The sequence below is a fragment of the Halobacillus sp. B23F22_5 genome (genome assembly GCF_043497085.1).
GTDB lineage: Bacteria > Bacillota > Bacilli > Bacillales > Halobacillaceae > Thalassobacillus.
Window position 1 is genome coordinate 611,459 of the sequence record NZ_JBIEKI010000001.1, and the last position, 20,640, is coordinate 632,098.

At 38.9% G+C, this 20,640-nt stretch carries 14 protein-coding genes; 10 read left to right on the forward strand and 4 right to left on the reverse strand.

Annotation, left to right across the window (positions count from 1 at the left end; translation table 11 throughout):
• Positions 1-3: 3 nt before the first annotated feature.
• Positions 4-1,554, reverse strand: coding sequence for a gluconokinase (gene gntK, locus ACGTN9_RS02935; protein WP_499590341.1), 1,551 nt, complete (start codon positions 1,552-1,554; stop codon positions 4-6).
• A gap of 196 nt (positions 1,555-1,750) precedes the next feature.
• On the opposite strand from gntK, the gene ACGTN9_RS02940 reads away from it, so the two are divergent.
• The 9 genes from ACGTN9_RS02940 (at position 1,751) to ACGTN9_RS02980 (ending at position 13,877) form a co-directional block, all read left to right on the forward strand.
• On the forward strand, positions 1,751-2,605 hold the full coding sequence (locus ACGTN9_RS02940; protein WP_499590343.1) for a MurR/RpiR family transcriptional regulator: 855 nt from the start codon (positions 1,751-1,753) through the stop codon (positions 2,603-2,605).
• 181 nt (positions 2,606-2,786) lie between these two features.
• Positions 2,787-3,686, forward strand: a complete 900-nt coding sequence (locus tag ACGTN9_RS02945) for an AEC family transporter (protein WP_499590345.1) — start codon at positions 2,787-2,789, stop codon at positions 3,684-3,686.
• A gap of 134 nt (positions 3,687-3,820) precedes the next feature.
• Positions 3,821-5,089: a tetratricopeptide repeat protein gene (locus ACGTN9_RS02950; protein WP_499590347.1), complete on the forward strand. Its 1,269-nt coding sequence runs from the start codon at positions 3,821-3,823 to the stop codon at positions 5,087-5,089.
• Positions 5,090-5,102: 13 nt separating this feature from the next.
• On the forward strand, positions 5,103-6,371 hold the full coding sequence (locus ACGTN9_RS02955; RefSeq protein ID WP_499590348.1) for a tetratricopeptide repeat protein: 1,269 nt from the start codon (positions 5,103-5,105) through the stop codon (positions 6,369-6,371).
• 13 nt (positions 6,372-6,384) lie between these two features.
• On the forward strand, positions 6,385-7,644 hold the full coding sequence (locus tag ACGTN9_RS02960; protein ID WP_499590350.1) for a tetratricopeptide repeat protein: 1,260 nt from the start codon (positions 6,385-6,387) through the stop codon (positions 7,642-7,644).
• Positions 7,645-7,696: 52 nt separating this feature from the next.
• Entirely contained in the window at positions 7,697-8,176 is a 480-nt protein-coding gene (locus tag ACGTN9_RS02965) for a VanZ family protein (protein ID WP_499590352.1), read from the forward strand.
• A gap of 160 nt (positions 8,177-8,336) precedes the next feature.
• Complete coding sequence (locus ACGTN9_RS02970) at positions 8,337-8,960, forward strand: hypothetical protein (protein ID WP_499590354.1); 624 nt, start codon at positions 8,337-8,339, stop codon at positions 8,958-8,960.
• 433 nt (positions 8,961-9,393) lie between these two features.
• Positions 9,394-10,485 carry a glycosyltransferase family 4 protein gene (locus ACGTN9_RS02975; protein WP_499590356.1) on the forward strand — a complete coding sequence of 364 codons (1,092 nt, stop codon included), beginning with the start codon at positions 9,394-9,396 and terminating at the stop codon, positions 10,483-10,485.
• A gap of 257 nt (positions 10,486-10,742) precedes the next feature.
• The gene (locus ACGTN9_RS02980) at positions 10,743-13,877 is read left to right on the forward strand and encodes a M14 family metallocarboxypeptidase (RefSeq protein WP_499590358.1); all 3,135 of its coding nucleotides are present in this window, start codon (positions 10,743-10,745) and stop codon (positions 13,875-13,877) included.
• Positions 13,878-14,019: 142 nt separating this feature from the next.
• Here ACGTN9_RS02980 and ACGTN9_RS02985 read toward each other — a convergent pair whose 3' ends face one another.
• Genes ACGTN9_RS02985 through tagD form a run of 3 tightly spaced genes read right to left on the reverse strand, consistent with a single transcriptional unit; the run spans position 14,020 to position 16,604 of the window.
• Positions 14,020-15,030, reverse strand: coding sequence for an LCP family protein (locus tag ACGTN9_RS02985; RefSeq protein ID WP_499590360.1), 1,011 nt, complete (start codon positions 15,028-15,030; stop codon positions 14,020-14,022).
• 28 nt (positions 15,031-15,058) lie between these two features.
• On the reverse strand, positions 15,059-16,213 hold the full coding sequence (locus ACGTN9_RS02990) for a CDP-glycerol glycerophosphotransferase family protein (protein WP_499590362.1): 1,155 nt from the start codon (positions 16,211-16,213) through the stop codon (positions 15,059-15,061).
• Positions 16,206-16,604, reverse strand: a complete 399-nt coding sequence (tagD, locus tag ACGTN9_RS02995; protein WP_028784051.1) for a glycerol-3-phosphate cytidylyltransferase — start codon at positions 16,602-16,604, stop codon at positions 16,206-16,208. Before tagD ends, ACGTN9_RS02990 begins: the two co-directional genes overlap by 8 nt.
• A 680-nt stretch (positions 16,605-17,284) precedes the next feature.
• On the opposite strand from tagD, the gene ACGTN9_RS03000 reads away from it, so the two are divergent.
• Positions 17,285-20,581, forward strand: a complete 3,297-nt coding sequence (locus ACGTN9_RS03000; RefSeq protein WP_499590364.1) for a CDP-glycerol glycerophosphotransferase family protein — start codon at positions 17,285-17,287, stop codon at positions 20,579-20,581.
• Positions 20,582-20,640 lie beyond the last annotated feature (59 nt).

Below are 20,640 nucleotides of genomic sequence, written 5' to 3' on the forward strand. Positions count from 1 at the left end.
TTTCTAGTCTAACTTAGTTGATAGTTTCTGATCCCCGTGACCGTGCTTTCGCTGAAAGTCAGAAATCGCTTTGAACTCATGGCCCATTTGGCGGGCAAGCCGCAAAAATATCGGCTTCAGGTCACGGTAGACATGAATATTTTCTTCAATCGGGCTGTGCTTCACTTTCGTATGGATAACTTGTTTGACGCTGGAAATGTCATCAACCATCCGAAGGGCTTTCATCGCTAACCAGGCAGCGCCGAGACACGAGCTCTGGTGACTCTCCGGAATGACGATGTCGGCTTCAAAAATATCAGCCATCATCTGCCTCCATAATTCCGAACGGGCGAAACCTCCTCCAGCACGGAATTCCTTCGGCTCAACACCTGCTTCAATAAGGGCTATCACCACCGAATACATTTGGAACATCACGCCTTCCAGTACGCTTCGTACCATATGGTTTCGGCCGTGATTCAATGTCAGGCCGAAGAACATGCCCTTCGTATCAGCATCCCAGAATGGGGCGCGTTCACCAGTCAGATAAGGGAGAAACAACAGACCATCAGCGCCAGGCCGGATCTTTTCGGCTCGTCTGGTGAGCTCCTTGTACACCTCCCCATCATTAATATCAGGGTAGAGCTCATCACGAGCCCATCGGAAAGCAATTCCGCCATTATTGATCGGACCGCCGATTACCCATTGTTCATCGGTTAGTGCGTAGCAGAAAATCCTGCCTTTTGGGTCAACGGTGGGGCGATCTACCACAGTGCGGATGGCGCCGCTCGTTCCGATTGAGCAGGCGACAATCCCTGGATCGATGGCCCCCACGCCAATATTGGCCAGGACGCCGTCGCTGGCTCCAATTACTACTGGTGTGCCAGTCGGGAGGTGAAGGCGGTCTGCCAATTCATCATCCATTCCATTAATGATTTGTGTCGTAGGTCCCGGCTTGGATAGTTGTTGTTCTGAAATCCCGGCCAGTTCCAATGCTTCCTGATCCCATTCCAGATTTTCCAAGTGGAAAAGTCCAGTTGCTGAAGCAATCGAATAATCAATAATAAATCGGTGAAACCAGCGGTAGATGATATATTCTTTGATTGAAATCCATTTATCCGCCTGGGCAAAAATTCCCGGTTCACGCTTTTGGAACCATAACAGCTTTGTGAGTGGTGACATAGGGTGGATCGGCGTTCCGGTTCTGAGATAAATTTCATGACCGCCATTTGCTTTTAAGGCTTCTGCCTCTTCCACTGATCGCTGATCCGCCCAAGTGATGACATTGGTCAGAAGCCTGCCGTTTTCATCCAGGGCAAGCAGGCTGTGCATGGCGGCACTAAAGCTGATGCCTGCAATGGCAGCACCCCTTCCAGTGGCTTTTTTTGCTGCCTCCTGGAGTGTATATGTCACTGCCTGATAGATCTCTTCCGGATTCTGCTCTTTATGGGTCGGAACAGGAGAGTAAAGCGGGTAACCTTTTTCCACTTCGGCCCAGATCTGTCCCGCAGTATCGTATGCGAGCGTTTTCGTACTGGTGGTGCCGATATCTATAGCAAGTACGACAGATGTTTTCATCCATTTCCCTCCAAACTATGAAGCGTTTTCAGATTAAAATATAACAATGAAAATTATTTTCTTTGGTTACGATTATACAATAAATTTTTTTCGATACAACCCATTATTGTGAAAAAATATTTCATCAGATTGCTTTTCATTAAATTATAAATCGTTTAAACTGATTACATGTCTTGAAGAAAAGGGGGAATGCATTGTGGCTGAAGCGCCTTCGCACGTAATGCAACGAATTCGATCGTCCTATCAGCAATTCAGTGAAAAAGAAAAGCAGATTGCTGATTACATCATTTCCCAGCCGGAAAAAATTGTCCATTCATCAATCAACCAGGTCGCGGATGACTTGAAAGTAGCTGATGCAACTGTATTCCGCTTCTGTAAGCGGCTCAGTTTCAAAGGGTATCAGGCATTGAAAATCGCACTGGCCTCCGAGCTGGTCAGCCCGATCAAAGACATCCATGAAGAAATTGATGAGAACGACTCCGAAATGGAAGTTATGAAAAAAGTTTTCCAGGCAAACATTAATGCCATTGAATATACGAGAGAAATACAAAATGAAAAAAATTTTCAACAGGCCCTTGCCTATATTCTTGGCGCCAGACAAATTCATTTTTATGGCAATGGGGGATCTGGGGTGGCAGCACAGGATGGGCAGCATAAATTTATGCGCAGCGGTTTACCGAGCCATGCCTATACCGATACCCATGTCCAGCTGATGGCGGCATCCCAGCTGGCAGAGGAGGACGTGGCATTATGCATATCCCATACCGGTGCAAACAAGGATTTGCTTGAAGTTATCGAGGTTGCCAGAAACAATGGTGCCAAAACGATTGGAATTACTAATTATGCCAAATCACCATTCAGCAAGGCAGTCGATGTCTGTCTGTATACCGTGGCTCCTGAGACCGGCTATCGTTCCGAAGCACTATCTTCAAGGCTGGCTGAACTATCCATCCTCGATGCACTGTATGTCAATTATAGTGTCAAAAGGAAAGACCAATCTCAGCAAGCATTGGCGAAAATGCGGAAAGCAATTGCGAGGAAACGAGTGTAGAAAGGTTTTGAAATAGGGTAAGGAATCCAGAGCAAATCAGGAATTACCATCGAAGTTTTTTCAAAGAACATTCCTATATAAACGCGAAGAGAGCATCCAACTTCAACTGGTACAAAAAGAGAAAGGAACATTTAAATATGGAAATACAATTCTCACATAATAATAGAAAAGGAACCATTCCATGGCAGTTTTTCTTCAGGTAGTCTTTCCGGTACTGCTCATCTTTGCGGCCGGTTATGTCATTCAGCTGGTAGCCCGTCTTGATATCAAGTCGCTCGCGACCATAACGCTATACATCATGCTGCCGAACCTTGTATTCAACACCTTTTATGAAGCTGAACTCAATCAGGAATACGTTATGATGGTCATTTTTGCTGCTATTTTGCTTGCTGCAATAATAGTTATCAACAAATTGGCCGCTAAACTCAGAAACTACGACCAGGCGACTGAAAGCGGCATGATTTTATCTACTGCATTCATGAATTCCGGAAACTATGGGACACCGATCATCCTGTTCGCTTTTGGAAAAGAAGGCTTCATGTATGCCGTTTCGTTTATGGTTCTGCAGGCGATTATTATGAACTTTTTTGGCGTTTATTACGCAGCAAGAGGAAGTGCCGGCATTAAGCTGGCGTTCCAATCAGTACTGAAAATGCCGCCGACCTATGCAGTGATTGTAGCTTTAATTATGAATCTAGGTTCGATTCCGGTACCGGAGAGTCTGATGTCAGTCATCACCCTGGTCGGAGATGCCACAATACCTACGATGATGATCACCTTAGGCATGCAGCTTGCAGAAATAACGGTCAAAAATATGAACTGGATAAAAATCAGCTATGCTGCTTCCATCCGGCTGCTGGCATCTCCATTAATTGCTTATGTGTTGACGCTGATGCTGCCGATGGATCCGATGATGGCTAAAGTATTGATTGTAGCCGCGGCTTGTCCATCAGCCGCTACGACAACAATGTATGCACTCCAGTTCGACGCTAAGCCCGGGCTTGTATCAAGTATCACCCTGGTAACTACTTTACTTAGTCTCATTACCATTCCCATCTTACTGATACTTTTAGGTGTTTGAGCTCACACCCCGGTGCTCTCCATATTCAGGAGGGTGCTGGGGTATTTTTATGTCATATTTTGTAATGTTATGTGCTATAATAGTTTGTTAAGATAGATCTAGACTGAGAGATTAGCAGAAGAGGGGAAAACGCTGTGAATATCGGAAACCGGGTCCAATATATGATGCATAGCCATAATTTACAAAATCCAACAGGAAAAAATGGACCAATTCTCCCGGAGGAATGGACAGTTATACAGGAGGGCCGTCTTCCGCTGAGTGAGGAACAGGCCAATTACCTTGCCCGTTTTTGGAAGGTACCACAGGCATACCTGATGAAACCTTACCAGATTGATATACAGATACATCGACTACTCCAGGACCTTCAACATGAGCTTCTGATTAAACATGACCCAGACGAATCAATAATCGCCCGGTTAGCTGAACCGATGTCGATTCCATCTATCACTCAGGAAATCATCTTCTACTTACTAAAATCAGTGTATCATTATAAATATAAACAATTTGAGCAAGTCAAACAGATTGAACATGAATACTTAGCATTCATGTTGCCAGACCATAACATTTTGAAGGAGTCTGTGGTATTCCAAAGGGCTCTTTTTTATTTCTATGGCTTTAAATATTTCTATGAAGGCAAACGGGAAGAATCCTTCTCCTATTTTGACAGATTGCTGGAGAAGACGGCAGATCGTGATGAAATCGTTGCTATCATTCAGAATCTTTCCTTGATTTTAAAAGAAAATGGAGAGTATGACCGAGTCATTCATTATATGAAGCGTCTGAAGCGCTATAGCGAGGAAGAGCAAGATGGACAAGTATTGGCGATCGCACTTAATTACATCGGTGCTATGTATATTGAGAAAAAGGCATATCGCCAGGCGATACACTATTTTGAACAAATGAAGCAGCTGGATTTATCGCCACGCCTCACAGCCAGGCTGTATCATAATCTGGGTGTGCTTTATTTCAAATTGGACAATTTCAAACAAGCGATTGAGATGTACGAAACCGGAAAAGAAGTGAAAGAAGATTACGGCATCAACGATGGTTTATTCCTTTCCTATCACGCACTCTTCAAAGCGTATCATTTTAATAATGACCAAAGGAATGCAGCACGATATTTAGAAAAAGCACAGACCCATGCGCAAGACGAAAGCGAAGAAACATTACTTATATTAGCGAAGGCACAGACATTGGAAACAGAAGCGCCTGAACAGGCACTAATATGGTACGAGAAAGCGCTTGATTATTACGAACGCCATCACATCAAGGCTAAGCTTGAGACCATTTATCCAGCATTTGCAGAATTGGCTGCACAACTGGGACAATATAAGAAAGCAAATGATTCTCAAGCTAAGCTGGAACAGCTGCACAATGAAAACAGCGATGCGAAACAAGCATAGAGGACGGGTACACATGAATATTGGAAATCGATTGAATTACTTACAAAAAATAAAAAGTTTCATAGCACCTGATTTTCAGCATGGCCCGATTGTAGAGAAAGAGTGGGATGCCATTTTACAATGCCAGCTGCCATTAACCGAGGAACAGGCAGCATACCTCGCTGAGCATTGGGAGCTTCCAGTTAATTACCTTATGGATTATGGTACAACAGACATAGTAATCCACCGGGAGCTACAGCGCTTACAGCATGAACTATTGACTAATGATGATAAAGCGAAACAAACCCTCGTACAGCTTGGCAGGACATATGCTATTTCATCCATTATGCAGGAAACCATCTTCAAACTGCTGCAAGCGGTTAATTATTATAAAATGAACAAACCAGAAGAAGCTGAAGAAATCGAGACAGGTTATTTATCTTTTATGCTGACGGGTTTTAATGTATTAAAAGAAACCGGAGTATTCCAGAAAGCGCTCTTCTATTACTATGGGTTTAAATATTATTATGAAGGTAAGAAGGAAGAATCGTTCTCTTATTTTGAAAGACTTCTGGAAAAGACACAGGACCCGGAAGAAGTCATATCGCTTATGCAAAATCTCGCTTTGATAGCGAAAGAAAACAAGGAATACGACCGCGCTATCAATTATATGAATCGATTAGAAGCTTTCAGTTTAGAACATGAATCTAACCAAGGGCTTGCCGTAGCTCGGAACTATCTCGGTGTACTTTACTTGCTGAAGAAGAACTATCCGACTGCTATTCATTATTTTGAAAAAATGAAAACGCTCGAATTAAAGCCATTAATGCGCTCCAGAATGTATCATAATCTTGGGGTACTGTATGGAAAACAACAATGTTATATTGAAGCCATCAAGATGTTTAGCGAATCGAAAAAAATCAAAGAAACCAACCAGATGGCTGAGGATCTGTTCTTATCCTACCATGCTCTTGCAAGGAATTATTTCTTAATCGGGAAGCCTGCTGAGGCTGACCATTACTTAACTTTGGCTCAGCAAACCGCTGCCAATGAAGATGAACAATCGTTGGCAAAGATGGCTGAAGCGGAAATGATTGAGTCGAGCAACCCGGAAGCAGCCCTCCATTTATATGTGCAGGCGGTCAACTATTATGAAAAGGTACAATTCATTAGCGAGTTGGACGACTTATATCCAGCGTTGATCCGTTTATATGAACAAGTCGGCGATAAATCGATGGTTTCAGAGTTTAGTCAGCGCTATAAATCGTTACATGAGAAAAAGGATGAAACAAAACAAGCCTAGAGGACGGGTACACATGAATATTGGAAATCGACTGAATTATTTGATGAAAGCGCATAAACGCCCAGCACCCGACTTTTCAGATGGGCAGATCATGGAAGTCGAATGGGAGCAGATACTCTCCGGGCGCTTACCGCTGACACAAAGTCAGGCTGCATATTTAGCAGACGTATGGCAGATACCTGTAGCCTATTTAGTGGATTATAATGAAAAAGATCTTACTGCGTTTCGTAAACTGCGGTCACTTCAGCATGAGCTGTTAACCAACAAGGAGCAAGCAGCAGAAACCATTCAATCGCTTGATGAACCATGGGCTATGTCATCGCTGACTCAGGAAGTGATCTTTCATTTATTGAAATCCATTTATCTCTATAAAAATAATCATATAGCGGAAGCCAAACAAATTGAAGCGGACTATTTGGCGTATATGCTGCCCGACCATAATGTTTTAATAGAGTCGTCAGCCTTTCAAAAAGCGCTATTTTATTACTACGGAGTCAAATATTTTTATGAAGGAAAGAAGGAAGACTCGTTTGCTTATTTTGAACGGCTTTTGGAAAAGACAAGTGATGTGGATGAAGTAGTGTCGATTATGCAGAACCTGGCTTTAATTACAATGAACAATCATGATTATGACCATGCAATTGCTTATATGAAGCGATTGTATGAATTCAGTTTAGCTCAAAAAAACAACCGAGGACTTACAATCGCTTTGAATTATCTAGGGGTCTTACACATGCTTAAAGAATCCTATCCAACGGCCATCCATTATTTCGAGAAAATGCGGAAGCTTGATTTGGATCCGGTGACAGAATCACGGATGGAGCATAATCTGGGTGTCCTTTACTACAAGATGAAAAAATATCAAAAAGCACTAGAGAAATATCGGGTAGCGCTACAGTTGACTGAAGACCATGAGTTGGAGGAAGGGCTATTCATAGAATTGCACGCTATAGCTAAAGTGAACTACTTCCTTGAGAATAAAGAGGCAGCTGATGACTACCTGGAAAAGGCAAAGAAAGCAGCCGCAAATGAAGAAGAAAAAACACTGGCAACATTACTTCAGGCTGAAATGCTGGCAAGTGAAAATATCAGCAGAGCCATCCATCTCTACGAAGAAGTGATTGCTTATTACGAAGTACAGCAGAATAAACGCAAATTGGAAGAAATTTATCCAGCCGTTGCTGAGTTATATAGTGAAAAAGCGAAGCAGCTGAAGCAGAAACATGAGCAGCTACACGCTGATGAAACAGATTCTGATTCTAAAGAAGCGTAAACCTGTAAGCATGGGCTTGCAGGTTTTTTTCTTCATGAAAGGAGTTTTCAGCATGAAATATTGGATTTTTCCGATCCTGTGGATGGCGGTTATTTTTTATTCTTCCTCCCAGCCATATCAAGAGCAGGATATCAAACCTTTTTTATCTGGCAAGCTTGACCTTACATTCCTGGTACCAATACTAGAACCGATCCACTTCATCTATCACCATTCGGAAGTGAGCATCGATGCATTAGGGACAGAAGGATTAGTCGAATTCTTTATCCGAAAAGGCGCTCATGTAACTGTTTTTCTTATACTCACATTACTGATTTATTACGCACTAACCAAAACGAGCCAGTTAAGTGTGAGTGTGCGTCTGGCAGCCGCCTGGGTTATGACAGTCATATATGCCATCACAGATGAATGGCACCAGGGGTTGACGCCTAACCGCACGCCATATTTCGGGGATGTCATCCTGGATGTGACAGGGGCGATAATTGCTGTAGCTATTCTGTTTTTACTGTCGAGAAAGAAGAATCCGGGAAAATAATATTGTCTTATTTAAACTATTTCCCGGGAAATTACCCGCATTTGTCGAAAACTTTTTAGAATAATCAGTTACCAGCTACAAGAACTGACAAACTTCTTGATTCCCCTGTGCTAACATTGATGTTAATCAACAACTGACATCCAATGCGGGAGGGCGTATGATGAATTTAAAATCGAGGATTGATTATTTATGTCATATCAATGCTATTACGGTTGAGCAGCTGGACATCCCTATGGAAGAATTGGAAATGCTCGAGAAGGGGCTCATCCAATTGCCACCCTCAAGCACGAGATATCTTAGTGGATATTTTGACAGACCTGTTTCATACTTTGAAAATCACAATATAACGGATCAAGGACTTCATAACTTATTACAAAGCCTTCAGTTAGCATTATTTACAGGCGAACATAATAAAGCAGAGGAAATCATCTCTAAAATTGAATTGTACCAGCCTATCTCTTCCCTCCACCAGGAGATGATTTATCATCTACTCTTAGCCATTTTCCATTATCAAAAGCAAATGCTTGATCATGTTCGTTGGATTGAAGAAAACTATTTAAGTTATTTTTTGGACAAGTCGAATGCCTTTATCAAACTTAATAAAACATTTGATAAAGCGTTATTCCATTATTTGTCAATTAAGTATTACTGTCAGGGACAATATGAAGAGAGTGATCGTTACTTTGAGGAATTATTCGAGCTCAGTCAACAACAGGAAAAGGATACATTGACAGTTAATTGGTCTGCCTCTTTACGAATGGATCGGAAACCTCTATATAGCTGAATTTGAAGTGAAATAACAGAGGGTTTGCTGAATGAAAGCAAATCCTCTGTTATTTTTTTGTAGAAATAATTCATATTTACGCAAACGGTCGGAAAAATAAGTTTGATGTCGTATCGATATGTAAATATATGTAGTAGAAACCAAGACAGCTTACCTTGCATAGGTATAAATAAAAGGGAAGAGGAGTAAATATCATGAAGGAAGACATAAATTTAAGCGAAGTTTTACAAAATATAATAAAACAGAGTGAAGCAGCAGAGATTGAAACCACCGAACAAGCGATTGAAGAATTGATTCAGCAGCTTGGATAATGTAAATATTTCGTAAACGGGGACCTTCAATTTTACTACTCACTTTAAGAATGCGGAAGATTAAGGTAAAATGAAAGAGGTTTGACTGAATTATAATTTTAACAACAAAGTGGGGTCCCCCTATGTTTGATATCAGCAACTTACTTATTGGTTTAGTGATCGCTTTTGTGACAAGCTTTTTGTTGACCTTTCCGGTCCGTAAAATCGCCAAAAAGTTGAAAGTGATGGATTACCCGGAATTAAGAAAAATACATACAACCGTTACCCCTAGGATGGGTGGGATGGCAATATTCGCCGGTGTAGTTGCCGGCTTGTTATATTTACAACCGAACATAGAACATTTTTGGGCGATTTGCCTTGGGGCTACAGTTATTATGCTGACAGGGTTACTGGATGATCGTTATCAAATACGGCCGCTAATCAAATTGACGGGTCAAATCATAGCAGCTGTGCTATTAATCAGTTCCGGACTTATCATCGAAAACCTGACCATTCCATTGATCGGAATGATTCCTTTAAATGATTTTGCCGGAGTGATACTGACGTTCTTTTGGATCATCGGAGTAACGAACGCCATCAATTTAATTGATGGACTGGACGGCCTGGCTACAGGTGTTACAACGATAGCTTTGACAAGTATTATGGTAATGGCGTTTATTGATCATCATGCAGCTGCTGTAATGATTTGTGTAGCAATCATCGGGAGTAACTTAGGCTTCTTACCCCATAACTTTTATCCAGCAAAAATTTACATGGGCGATACAGGATCGCTCTTTTTAGGATATTCCGTTGCTGTTATTTCCGTATTGGGGTTGATGAAAAGTATTACATTTTTTAGCTTCATTATTCCGATATTAGTACTAGCTATACCCATTTTTGATACGCTATTTTCCATTCTAAGAAGGATTAGGAATAAGCAAAGCATTATGTCACCGGACAGTCAGCATATCCATTATCAACTGATTGCAGCTGGTTTGAGTCATCGATCAACGGTATTGATCTTATATGGTTTCAGTGCGCTGTTCGGATTTTTAGGTATCATATTTTCGTATGCATCTTTTGCATTAGCTTTAGGGCTGACATTTTTATTCCTATTACTTTTGCAACTCTTTGCTGAAATGACAGGGGTCATTAAGGGTGGTAAGAAGCCTGTTATTGACACCGTGAAGAAGAAGACTGCTAAATCCGATAAAAAAGAAGAAAACTCATCATAATGAAAAAAAGACGAAGGACAATATTGAACAGGCAGTTATGAAATAAGTATTAAGTCAGTGAAAGGTGACCTTGGTAACCAAGGTCATCTTTTTTGTTAGTCTGTGGTACCAGTGGTTATACAATTTCACTGTATTAGTTTTTCGTTTTTTATCTATTCGATAAAATATTATATTTTTTTACAAAGATTTCAAAATGAACTTTTTTATTGACCTTGAACTGATATAATATACCTAAATACTATAAAGGGGGACCGAACTTGAGACTTAAAAATTTATTACATATCACTTTTATAATTTTATTGATGGGGATGATTATTCAGCCTGTTTCCACGGCAGCTGAAGATACAGAGACAGCCAGAGCAGTAGTAATAAATGATACGCTTCAAGTGTATGGAGAAAAGGATTTCGAATCAGATGTCTTGATGGAATACGAGGCAGGTGCAGTAATCAATTACCATGAAGAAGAAGCGGATAATAACTGGTTATTAGTAGAAGTTACTGTAGAAGAACAAAAAAAGCAGGGTTTTATACATAAAGATGAAGTTGCGTTGGTAGGCTCTGAACAGAAATACATAGAAGGTGTAGTAATTGCTGATGTAATGGAAGTGTATCAAAACCCAGTAAACAGTTCTAAGGTATTGAATTCTATTGAGAAAGGTACAATAGTATCTTTTCACTCCTTCATAGATGGGTGGTACGAAATAGGAGTAAATACTGCAGAAGGGGAAACAAAAGGATACATAATGGAAAACGATGTGGAAGTACCTGTAGAAGACTCAAATTCTTTAAATGGGGTTGCACTTAAAGACCAAACCCACGTTTACAGTAAAGCTTCCAAAGACTCCATGTCGTTAAAGAGCTACCCACAAGGAAAACTATTAAAGTATCAAACTTTCATTTCTGGGTGGTACAAAGCTACTGTGTACGCGAATGGAGAATGGCGGACAGGATATATTTCTAAAAATGACGTGGAAACACCGGTTCAAGACCAAGAAGATCTGTCAGGAGTAGCGGCAAATAGTCTAACAAATGTATATTCCCTTGCAAGTGATAAAAGTAAAATAATGAAAAGTTATCCAAAAGGGAATATATTGTATTATAAGACATATTTAAGTGATTGGTATCAGGCAACTGTATTTGTAAACGGTAAGGCTAAAACCGGATATATCCATACAAATGATGTGCAAGCGCCTGTTGATGACCCTGTCTCTTTATCTGGTATTGCACTAAAAAGTAAAACAAATGTTTATGCTGAAGCAAATACAAATTCAGAGGTACTTAAAGACTACTCCCAAGGTAAAACGTTATATTATAAAACTTTTATTGAGGGATGGTACAAAGCTGTAGTTTATATAAACGGTGAGCCTACTACTGGCTACATATCTGCTGCTGATGTAGAGAAACCGGTTGATAACCAGGAAAGTTTAAAAGGGTTTTCAATAAAATCTTCAACTAACGTTTACGAACGGCCCGGCAGACAAAGCGCAACTTTGAAGTCTTATAATGCAGGAAGAAAACTATATTATAAGACATATATGAAAGAATGGTATGAAGCGGTAGTCTATATAGATGGTAAGCGGCATACCGGCTACATTCATATCGATGATGTCGAAAAACCTGTCGATAATCAGGTGTCGTCATCCGGCTATGCTTTACGAGAAACACATGTATATTCTGAGCCTAGCAAAGATAGTACCTCACTAAAGTCATACAAGCAGGGAAGTTTGCTTTACTATAGGACATTTTTAAATGACTGGTATGAAGCCACTATATATAAAAGTGGACGTAAATACACTGGATATATTCACAAAGAAGATATTGAAGAACCTGTGGAGGAGCAAACAAAATTATCGGGTTATGCTTTAAACAGAACTTATATCTATTCTACTCCGAACAGTAACAGTCAACCTTTGAAGTCCTATCAGGAAGGTAGCTTGTTATATTATAAAACTTTCTTAACAAACTGGTATGAAGCTGTTATTTATAAATCAGGAAAATGGACTACAGGGTATATTCGAAAAAGCGATGTTGAAGAACCAGTAAAAAATCAAGAGAGCTTAAAAGGCTATGCTTATCATTCCAAAGTAAATGTTTATTCAGCCCCTGGAAAAAGCAGAAATGTACTTAAGTCTTATAATGAAGGAAAACTATTATCCTATAAAACGTTAATGAAAGATTGGTATGAAGCGGTAGTCTATATAAATGGGAAGCCGCAGAAAGGTTTCATTTCAAAAGGAGACGTAATAGATGAAAATGCTCCGCGGAAAACGTTAGATGGCATTGCTGTTAAAGATAGGGTTTTTGTATACAATAAAACTTCAAAAAATTCAAAAGCGCTGAAAGGTTATAATTTTGGTGCCAAATTAAAATTTAAATCTTTTACAGCAAATTGGTATGAAGCTGCTGTTTATTTAGATGGTAACAGACATATAGGTTATATTCACAAGAACGATGTAGTAGACAAAATGATTGATATCGGACCGATAGTCAATCCTAAGACTATTTATTCTTACAACCAAATGGTTAAGGATATTACAAAGTTGAGGAATGCTTATCCAGGGGTGATCCGAACCGATGTTATCGGTAAATCGGTTGAAGGACGGAACTTATATTTGGTGAAAGTAGGAAATGGAGATAAAAAGATTACTATTAATGCCTCTCATCATGCCCGGGAATGGATTACAACCAATTTAGTCATGGACCAAATCGATGAATACAGCAGAGCTTTTGTGAAAGGGTCAAAAATAGATGGCTATGATGTAAGAGAATTATTAAATCAAGTAACCATCTACTATGTACCTATGGTAAATCCGGACGGTGTTACCTTGAATCAATTCGGACCTAATGGCTTCAGTAATAAATATCAACTAATCAGAATGAATAATGGCAGTATAAACTTTACGGCGTGGAAAGCAAATGCCAGAGGGGTAGATCTAAACAGACAATATCCTGCTGATTGGGCGAACATAAAGTACGTCGCTTCAACCCCTGGTCCAAACAATTATAAAGGTACAGCACCTCTGACAGAACCGGAAGTGCAAGCACTTTATAATTTTACTAAAAAACATGACTTTGACTCTCATGTAGCTTATCACTCATCTGGAGAAATCTTATATTGGGCATTCAACTCATATGGAGGGCTCAGAGAAGAATATCGTGCAATTGCAGATAAGGTAAGTGCAAAAACTGGGTATAGTCTCTTCCATCCGCCACTTAATCCAAGTGGGGGAGGGTATACGGATTGGGTGATTGATTCTCTGAAAAAGCCTGGTCTGACTCCTGAAGTCTCTCCCTATGTTGGGAATCGGCCTGTACCTTTGAGTAATTATGATAGAATTTGGAAACAGAATTACTCTATTGGGTTATTGTTAGCAGAAGAAGCGCTTAAGTAAATAAAAAATCCGGAAGTTAATTTCTTCCGGATTTTTTATTTCGGTACTACAATACGTAAGGTTTCTATATTTATTAAGTTTGATTGGGACATAAAAAACACAGACCGGGATGCATACACGCATGCCCTAGTCTGTGTTTTTATTATGGTATCATAGTTCCAGTTTTCTCATCAGATCCTGCTGATAATGATTGTTCCATCTCAAGGTGGCTGCGAAGTGACTGGCGGACTTCATTAATCGAAGATTCATATACCGAATAATAGTAAATACCATTATATCGTACACCTTCTCCTGACAAATTAAGTTGTTTAATGTTATCGACGTTGAAGTCTTTATATTGCTTATAGAATGCTAATAACTCCGGGATTTGCAGATTAGTTGTGACATTATTTCCAACTTCATCTGTTAAATCATCAACTTTCAATAAGGAGCCAGGCTTCGTCAATTGGCTGATCAAGCTTTTCATGACTTGTTTCTGCCGGTCAGCACGCCCAAGGTCACCCCGTGGATCCTGTTTCCGCATTCTCACATATCCAAGTGCTTCTTCCCCATCTAATACCATGTCGCCTTCAATATAATGAAGGATTTCAGACTCATCCGCATTTTTTTCGGTGAAGTTAAATGGTACCTCCACTGGGACACCTCCGGCAATATCTATAATATTTTCAAAGCCTTGAAAGTTGATGGTCGCATAATAATCAATTGGAATATCTAAAAACTCTTCAACCGTTTCAATGGTCATTTTAGGCCCGCCGAAAGCAAAAGAGTGATTGATTTTATCTTCGGTACCTTTACCGGCAATGGTCACCAATGTATCCCGTGGGATGCTGACGAGCTTCATCGTTTCTTCTGTTTGATTGAAGGTAGCAACCATAATAGTATCAGCCCGGCCATGACTGCCGCCTGTTGCATAGTCTTCCACACCCATTAATAAGACAGAGATCGGATCATCTGAAATAGATACATTTTCAACACGTAAATCACTTTTTTCCCGGTTCAAATCATTGTAGGCATTGTTGGAAGCTTCTGTGGTTTGGTAGTATAGGTAGCTTAAACTGCCGCCGATGATTGCCAGCGTCAGGATAAAAACGGCAATCATTCTTCGAATTAATTTTTTTCGTTTTCTCTTTCTCGCTAACACTCTTCTTTTCATCCTGCTTCTCCTCGTATATATACTTCTATCATTTATAAAGCTTTTCAATCAACTGACTGCTTGAATTTCCCTTGGAATACTGATTCCATTGCTCGGCAAATTGTTTGATTTGTTCCATATTAAAGTTATTTCGTTTAATTGTTGCAATAATATCCTCCGTTGTAGAAACAACAGGTCCAGGAATAGTGGAATGATAATCTTCCCAGAAGCCTCGCGAACGTTTATACTCCTCTAAATCATAGGAATAAAAGATCATTGGGCGTTCCAAAATAGAAAATTCATAAGGTATCGATGAATAGTCTGTAATAAGAATTTCGGTCACTACCAATAACTCATTGATATTAGGGTAGGAAGAGACATCGATAAGAAAATTCGGGTATGGATTTATAAAATTTGCTTTTACAGCAGGGTGGAGGCGCATCAAAAGCACATAATCCTGGTTTAACTCCTCATATAATTGTTGCAAATTCAATTGAATGTTTGGGTTGGTCAACTGGTGATCACGGAAAGTAGGAGCATATAAGATGACTTTTTTATTTTGAATAATAGGGTACAGGCGGTGAAGTGAAGATCCCACTCTCTCTAACACTTTTTTATCATAAAAAAAGTCCGAACGCGGTACTCCGGTACGCAGCATACGTTCATCTGTCAGCCCGAAACTTTCTTTAAAAATAGATGCCATTTTTTCCGAACCTACGACCACATGATCAAACGTTTGATAAACTTTGTTGAAACGAGCCTGCGCCTTAGCAGATCTATATTTAGTAGATGGATCCTTCAATCCAAAACGCTTCACGGCTCCGGCAGCATGCCATAATTGGACACATTTCACGTTTTTTCGAAACTTGGCAGCCGCTAAAAAACCAAAATAATTATCGATGAACACACTCTGGCATGTTGCCAAATGATATATACACTGGATGAATTGTACAGGGTGCCGCTTCAAATTAAACGGGAGAACCGTTGTCTGGCTATCCATTTTAAAGTTGATTCGGCAGCCAGGGTCTCTAAGTATAATGATTTCCCCATTGTATCGTTCCTTCAAAGCTCTCTCCACATACAAAATATTATCCCCAAAAGAAGCGACAAAGACTGTCTTTTTCCTTTGAGGAAATACATTAAACAAAGTGAAGCCTATTTGAAAGATAATCAAATAGGCGTTCACAAGTAATTCTCTAACCATTATTAACTTTTGCCATTTCTTTCTTGATTTTCGTAGTAGAAATTCCGACAGTACGCGGCAGGTAAACCACTTCACAATAATCTTTCAGGAAGTCGAACTTGCCTTCCCAATCGTCTCCCATCACGAATACATCTACATCGTGGTTGACGACATCTTCTACTTTTTGCTCCCAATGTTCTTCAGGGATTACTTCATCTACATATTTGATCGCTTCAAGGATCATTTTTCTGTTTTCAAAACTGTGATAAGCTTCTTTATTCTTAATAGCATTGAATTCATCTGTAGAAATGGCTACAATCAAGTAGTCTCCTAATTCTTTAGCACGGCTTAGCAAATTGATATGTCCCCAATGCAACAAATCAAATGTTCCATAGGTTATTACTTTTTTCATGTTTTTTCCCTCCTGGAAAATGTAAACTCGAATTATTGAACAGTTAAATGAAAGGTTTTACTAGTTTACTAGTATAATAGCCGAATTTTACACAGTCATAACGTAAATTTAACAATTTATTTAAAATTAGTTAATAATAGTCCGGTATAATAATAGGTATTGCTATAATCATTTTATAGGGAACAGGACAAAAAGACAAGCCTATCCAATAGTTTACAAAAATATACAAAAAGCTCCCCAAGTAGCAGTGAAGGATAGCTACAGGGGAGTTTTTTGAATTTAACCAGCAAACGTACTAATTCTCTGATTAAATTTCGAACTATTGTTGGTGAACTTTGGTACGTATTGGGATTAATCGTTAAGGAGAACGGTTTGCAGGAATAATAGTTGATAATACAACAAAAATTGGTGTAGCATAAGTTAAGATTAAGCGAAGAAGTTAGAATAATCAATTTGAGGGTAGCCTATAGCTCTCTCAGTTTGGGAGAGCTGCTTTTTTTATGATTTCACTTATAAGTGACCACAATAATCTAAGTGTTCAATTTATACAATGATAGTTACAGAACAGAAAGGAAATAGAAGTTCGACAACTTTTGAAGTTAACTGGGAAAATGGAGAAGTTATGTGAAGAAGGAATATACTTATTAAAATAGTGGCAGGTGAATTTGATGTTGTTCAACTTGAGGCAAAACAAAAAAGGTGAAAATGGAAAAAAATTAAAAAACAAATTTGATATAAAGTATGGAGAAAAGGCCGTCTTCTTTAGTGGGGAATTTGCACGAAATAACTATACTGCAGTGGAGTTATGGGCTATAGCACGTGACTCATCATCGGAAAGTAGACTCGGAAAAATAAAACCAAGTAATGAATTTTTATTTGAGGTTACGTACTCTGATTTAGAAAAACTACAACAGGAAGTCTCAACTAACATTTTTGATTTATATTTGAAAGTGGCCACTCCTAAAAGTTCACTTAAAGAGAAGACATGGAATCGAATTAAAGAAAAGGCCGAGGTAATCAATAAAAATGGCATAGATATAGCATTTTACTTAATTAGACTTGGAAGATTCCAACAGACAGAGGTTGAGCCATATGGTCCGATTCACATCCAAGAAAATGTTTTTCAATTTTATATCACTAAAAAGGGTAATATTTCTTTAACAATTAATGAGGAACCTCAATCCCCTACAAAAATACAAATAGAAAAAGCTGATCGTGATAAAGATAAATACATGATCTCTGGTAAGTTATTCACCAGGAATTCAGCTGTAAATAATGGAGAGGCTGTTTTGGTGAAGAGGGAGACTCAAGAGCAGCACGTTGTTAAATTAACCTTAATACATGACTTTGAAGGTACAAGAAAGAAATTCGGGTTGAATAGGTACCAATATACGGTGGACGTACCTTTGTATAAAACAACAGGAGCTCCTTTACTTAATGAGGGGGTATATGATTTATACCTTAGATTAAACATACATGACCTTAGTGAGGAAAAATGGGTAAGGGTAGGAAGACCCACCTTTAAAACACGGTTATTGACAAGGGGCGCGGATACTAAGTCTTCAAATACTGCCAGTATTATTTCACCGTATTACACATTTAAGCAATCAAACCTTTCTTTTGAAGTGTTTGAATTAAAAAATGAAAATTATCAATACATGAAAAGATTGCTTAAAATTGCCAGGGTTTTGAAGTGGATGAATCGTGGCAGAGATATTTGGTTAGTGGGGGAGCGTCCATATAAAGCACAAGACACCGGCTATCACTTTTTTAAATATATGCGAGAAAATCATCCGGACAAAGAAGTTTATTATGTAATAGAAAAAGATTCACCTGAAAGAAAAAATATTGATCATTTAGGTAACGTTATTGAATTCGGTTCAAAACGTCACATCCTCTATACCTTATTAGCTAATAGGATTATTGGTTCCCATCACCCCGACTATCTGTATCCGGTTCGGTCACCGAAGTTTAAAAAGAAAGTGACAGCAGTTAAGGTGTTTTTGCAGCATGGTGTTATGGGGACGAAAAATATGGTAGCTAACTATGGGAAGAATTCGCCAGCTTTTGATACTGATTTGTTTTTAGTTAGTTCCGAATTTGAAAAAGAGATGATTATTAATGATTTCCGTTATGAAGAGGAGGAGGTATTTGTTACTGGACTTTCGAGGTTTGATAAATTGTTCGAGTCCGATACCCCTGTAAAAAACCAGATTTTAATCATCCCGACTTGGCGTGATTATATAGGATCTCTAGAAAACTTTACAGAAACTGAATATTACCAAAGGTATCACGAATTGATCCATCATCCAGACTTACACAGAATTGCAGACGAAAATAACTTAGAAGTACTATTCTGCTTGCATCCGAATATGCAAAAATATAGTTATGCGTTTGAAGATTCCCCTGTAAAAGTCATCACTCAAGGAGAAGTAGATGTACAGCAATTGCTAAAAGAAAGTAAATTGATGATTACGGATTATTCTAGTGTTGCATTTGATTTTAGTTTCCTGCATAAACCTATCGTCTACTACCAATTCGACCGCAGCAGGTTTATCGGAAAACGTCCTTCCCATTTGGATTTGGACAATGACTTACCCGGAGATATTGTCTTTGAAGTAGATGAGGTTTTGGATAAGCTGCAGCAAAGAATAAACGATGGTTTCAAAATGAAAGAAGAATTCAAAATCCGCAGTGATAAATTCATCACACATAAGGATCAGAGTGCTAATGAACGAATCTATTCAGTAATTGAAAGGGCAAAGAAAAACAACAAATTACGAATAATTAAAGAGAATAGTTATATTTGGGATGAACTGGGGAAAAGGTTTAGGAAAAGTAAATGGTATTTCCCAACTATGAAGGCTTTTTATTCAGTACTTCGCCGCTTTCCTGTAGACAAATCACTTATTTTATTTGAAAGTGGCACAGGAAAACAATACGCTGACAGCCCACGATATATCTATGAAGAAATAGTAAGGAAAGACTTAAACTACAAAAAGGTATGGGTGTATAATCGCAATCACCGCTTCAAAGACCCTAATACGAAAAAAATCAAACGATTAAGTCCGAAATATTACTATTACTTGGCAACGGCAGGATATTGGGTCAACAATCAAAATTTCCCTACCTACATGAAGAAACCTAAGGAAACTGTGTATTTGCAAACATGGCATGGCACTCCTTTAAAGAAAATGCTGTTTGATATCGAAGAAATTCATGGAAGAAGCGATGATTACCTCGAGAGAGTCAGTAATGCTATTAAAAATTGGGATTATCTGATTTCTCCAAGTGAGTATGCTACCAAGTCTTTTCGTTCTGCGTTTCGTTTTCAAGGGACTATTTTGGAAACCGGATACCCAAGGAATGATTTGTTCTACAAGAAAGAACGTTATCAAGTTGCTGAACAGCTGAAAAAGCAACTGGGTATACCAGAAGGAAAGAAAGTAGTTTTATATGCACCTACGTTCAGAGATAATCAAAAATCAAAAAATAAATTCACTTTCAAACTTGATCTGGACTTAGAGCAAATGCAAAAGGAACTGGGAGAAGATTTCATTATATTATTGCGAATGCATGTCATTGTCAGCAATAAATTAGTGATACCGGAAGAAATGCAGGATTTTGTAATAGATGTATCCAAGTATCCAGAGGTGCAAGAATTATATACAATTACAGACTGCTTGATAACAGACTACTCTTCCGTCATGTTCGATTATGCCAATACTCAAAAGCCGATGGTATTTTTTGCATTCGACCTGGATGAATACCGAGATGACTTGCGCGGGTTTTATTTTGATTTTGAAGAGAAAGCTCCAGGCCCCATTGTAAAAACAACATCAGAAGTCATTGAGGCCCTCTCTGGACTTGATCAAATAAAAGAAGATTATAAAGACAAATATCAAGCTTTTTATGATAAGTTCTGTTATTTAGAAGATGGAAAAGCAACGGAGCGAGTAGTAAAAGAGGTTTTTTGAAAGTAATGACGTAGCCCTGTGGTTAAAACTACAGGGCTATGAACTAGTTAGGAGGAGTT

Excerpts from the sequence above, each read along its gene's own strand:
- gntK (WP_499590341.1), bottom strand. The coding sequence starts at position 1,554 with ATGAAAACATCTGTCGTACTTGCTATAGATATCGGCACCACCAGTACG.
- ACGTN9_RS02945 (WP_499590345.1), top strand. The coding sequence starts at position 2,787 with ATGGCAGTTTTTCTTCAGGTAGTCTTTCCGGTACTGCTCATCTTTGCG.
- ACGTN9_RS02955 (WP_499590348.1), top strand. The coding sequence starts at position 5,103 with ATGAATATTGGAAATCGATTGAATTACTTACAAAAAATAAAAAGTTTC.
- ACGTN9_RS02960 (WP_499590350.1), top strand. The coding sequence starts at position 6,385 with ATGAATATTGGAAATCGACTGAATTATTTGATGAAAGCGCATAAACGC.
- ACGTN9_RS02965 (WP_499590352.1), top strand. The coding sequence starts at position 7,697 with ATGAAATATTGGATTTTTCCGATCCTGTGGATGGCGGTTATTTTTTAT.
- ACGTN9_RS02970 (WP_499590354.1), top strand. The coding sequence starts at position 8,337 with ATGAATTTAAAATCGAGGATTGATTATTTATGTCATATCAATGCTATT.
- ACGTN9_RS02975 (WP_499590356.1), top strand. The coding sequence starts at position 9,394 with ATGTTTGATATCAGCAACTTACTTATTGGTTTAGTGATCGCTTTTGTG.
- ACGTN9_RS02985 (WP_499590360.1), bottom strand. The coding sequence starts at position 15,030 with ATGAAAAGAAGAGTGTTAGCGAGAAAGAGAAAACGAAAAAAATTAATT.
- ACGTN9_RS02990 (WP_499590362.1), bottom strand. The coding sequence starts at position 16,213 with ATGGTTAGAGAATTACTTGTGAACGCCTATTTGATTATCTTTCAAATA.
- tagD (WP_028784051.1), bottom strand. The coding sequence starts at position 16,604 with ATGAAAAAAGTAATAACCTATGGAACATTTGATTTGTTGCATTGGGGA.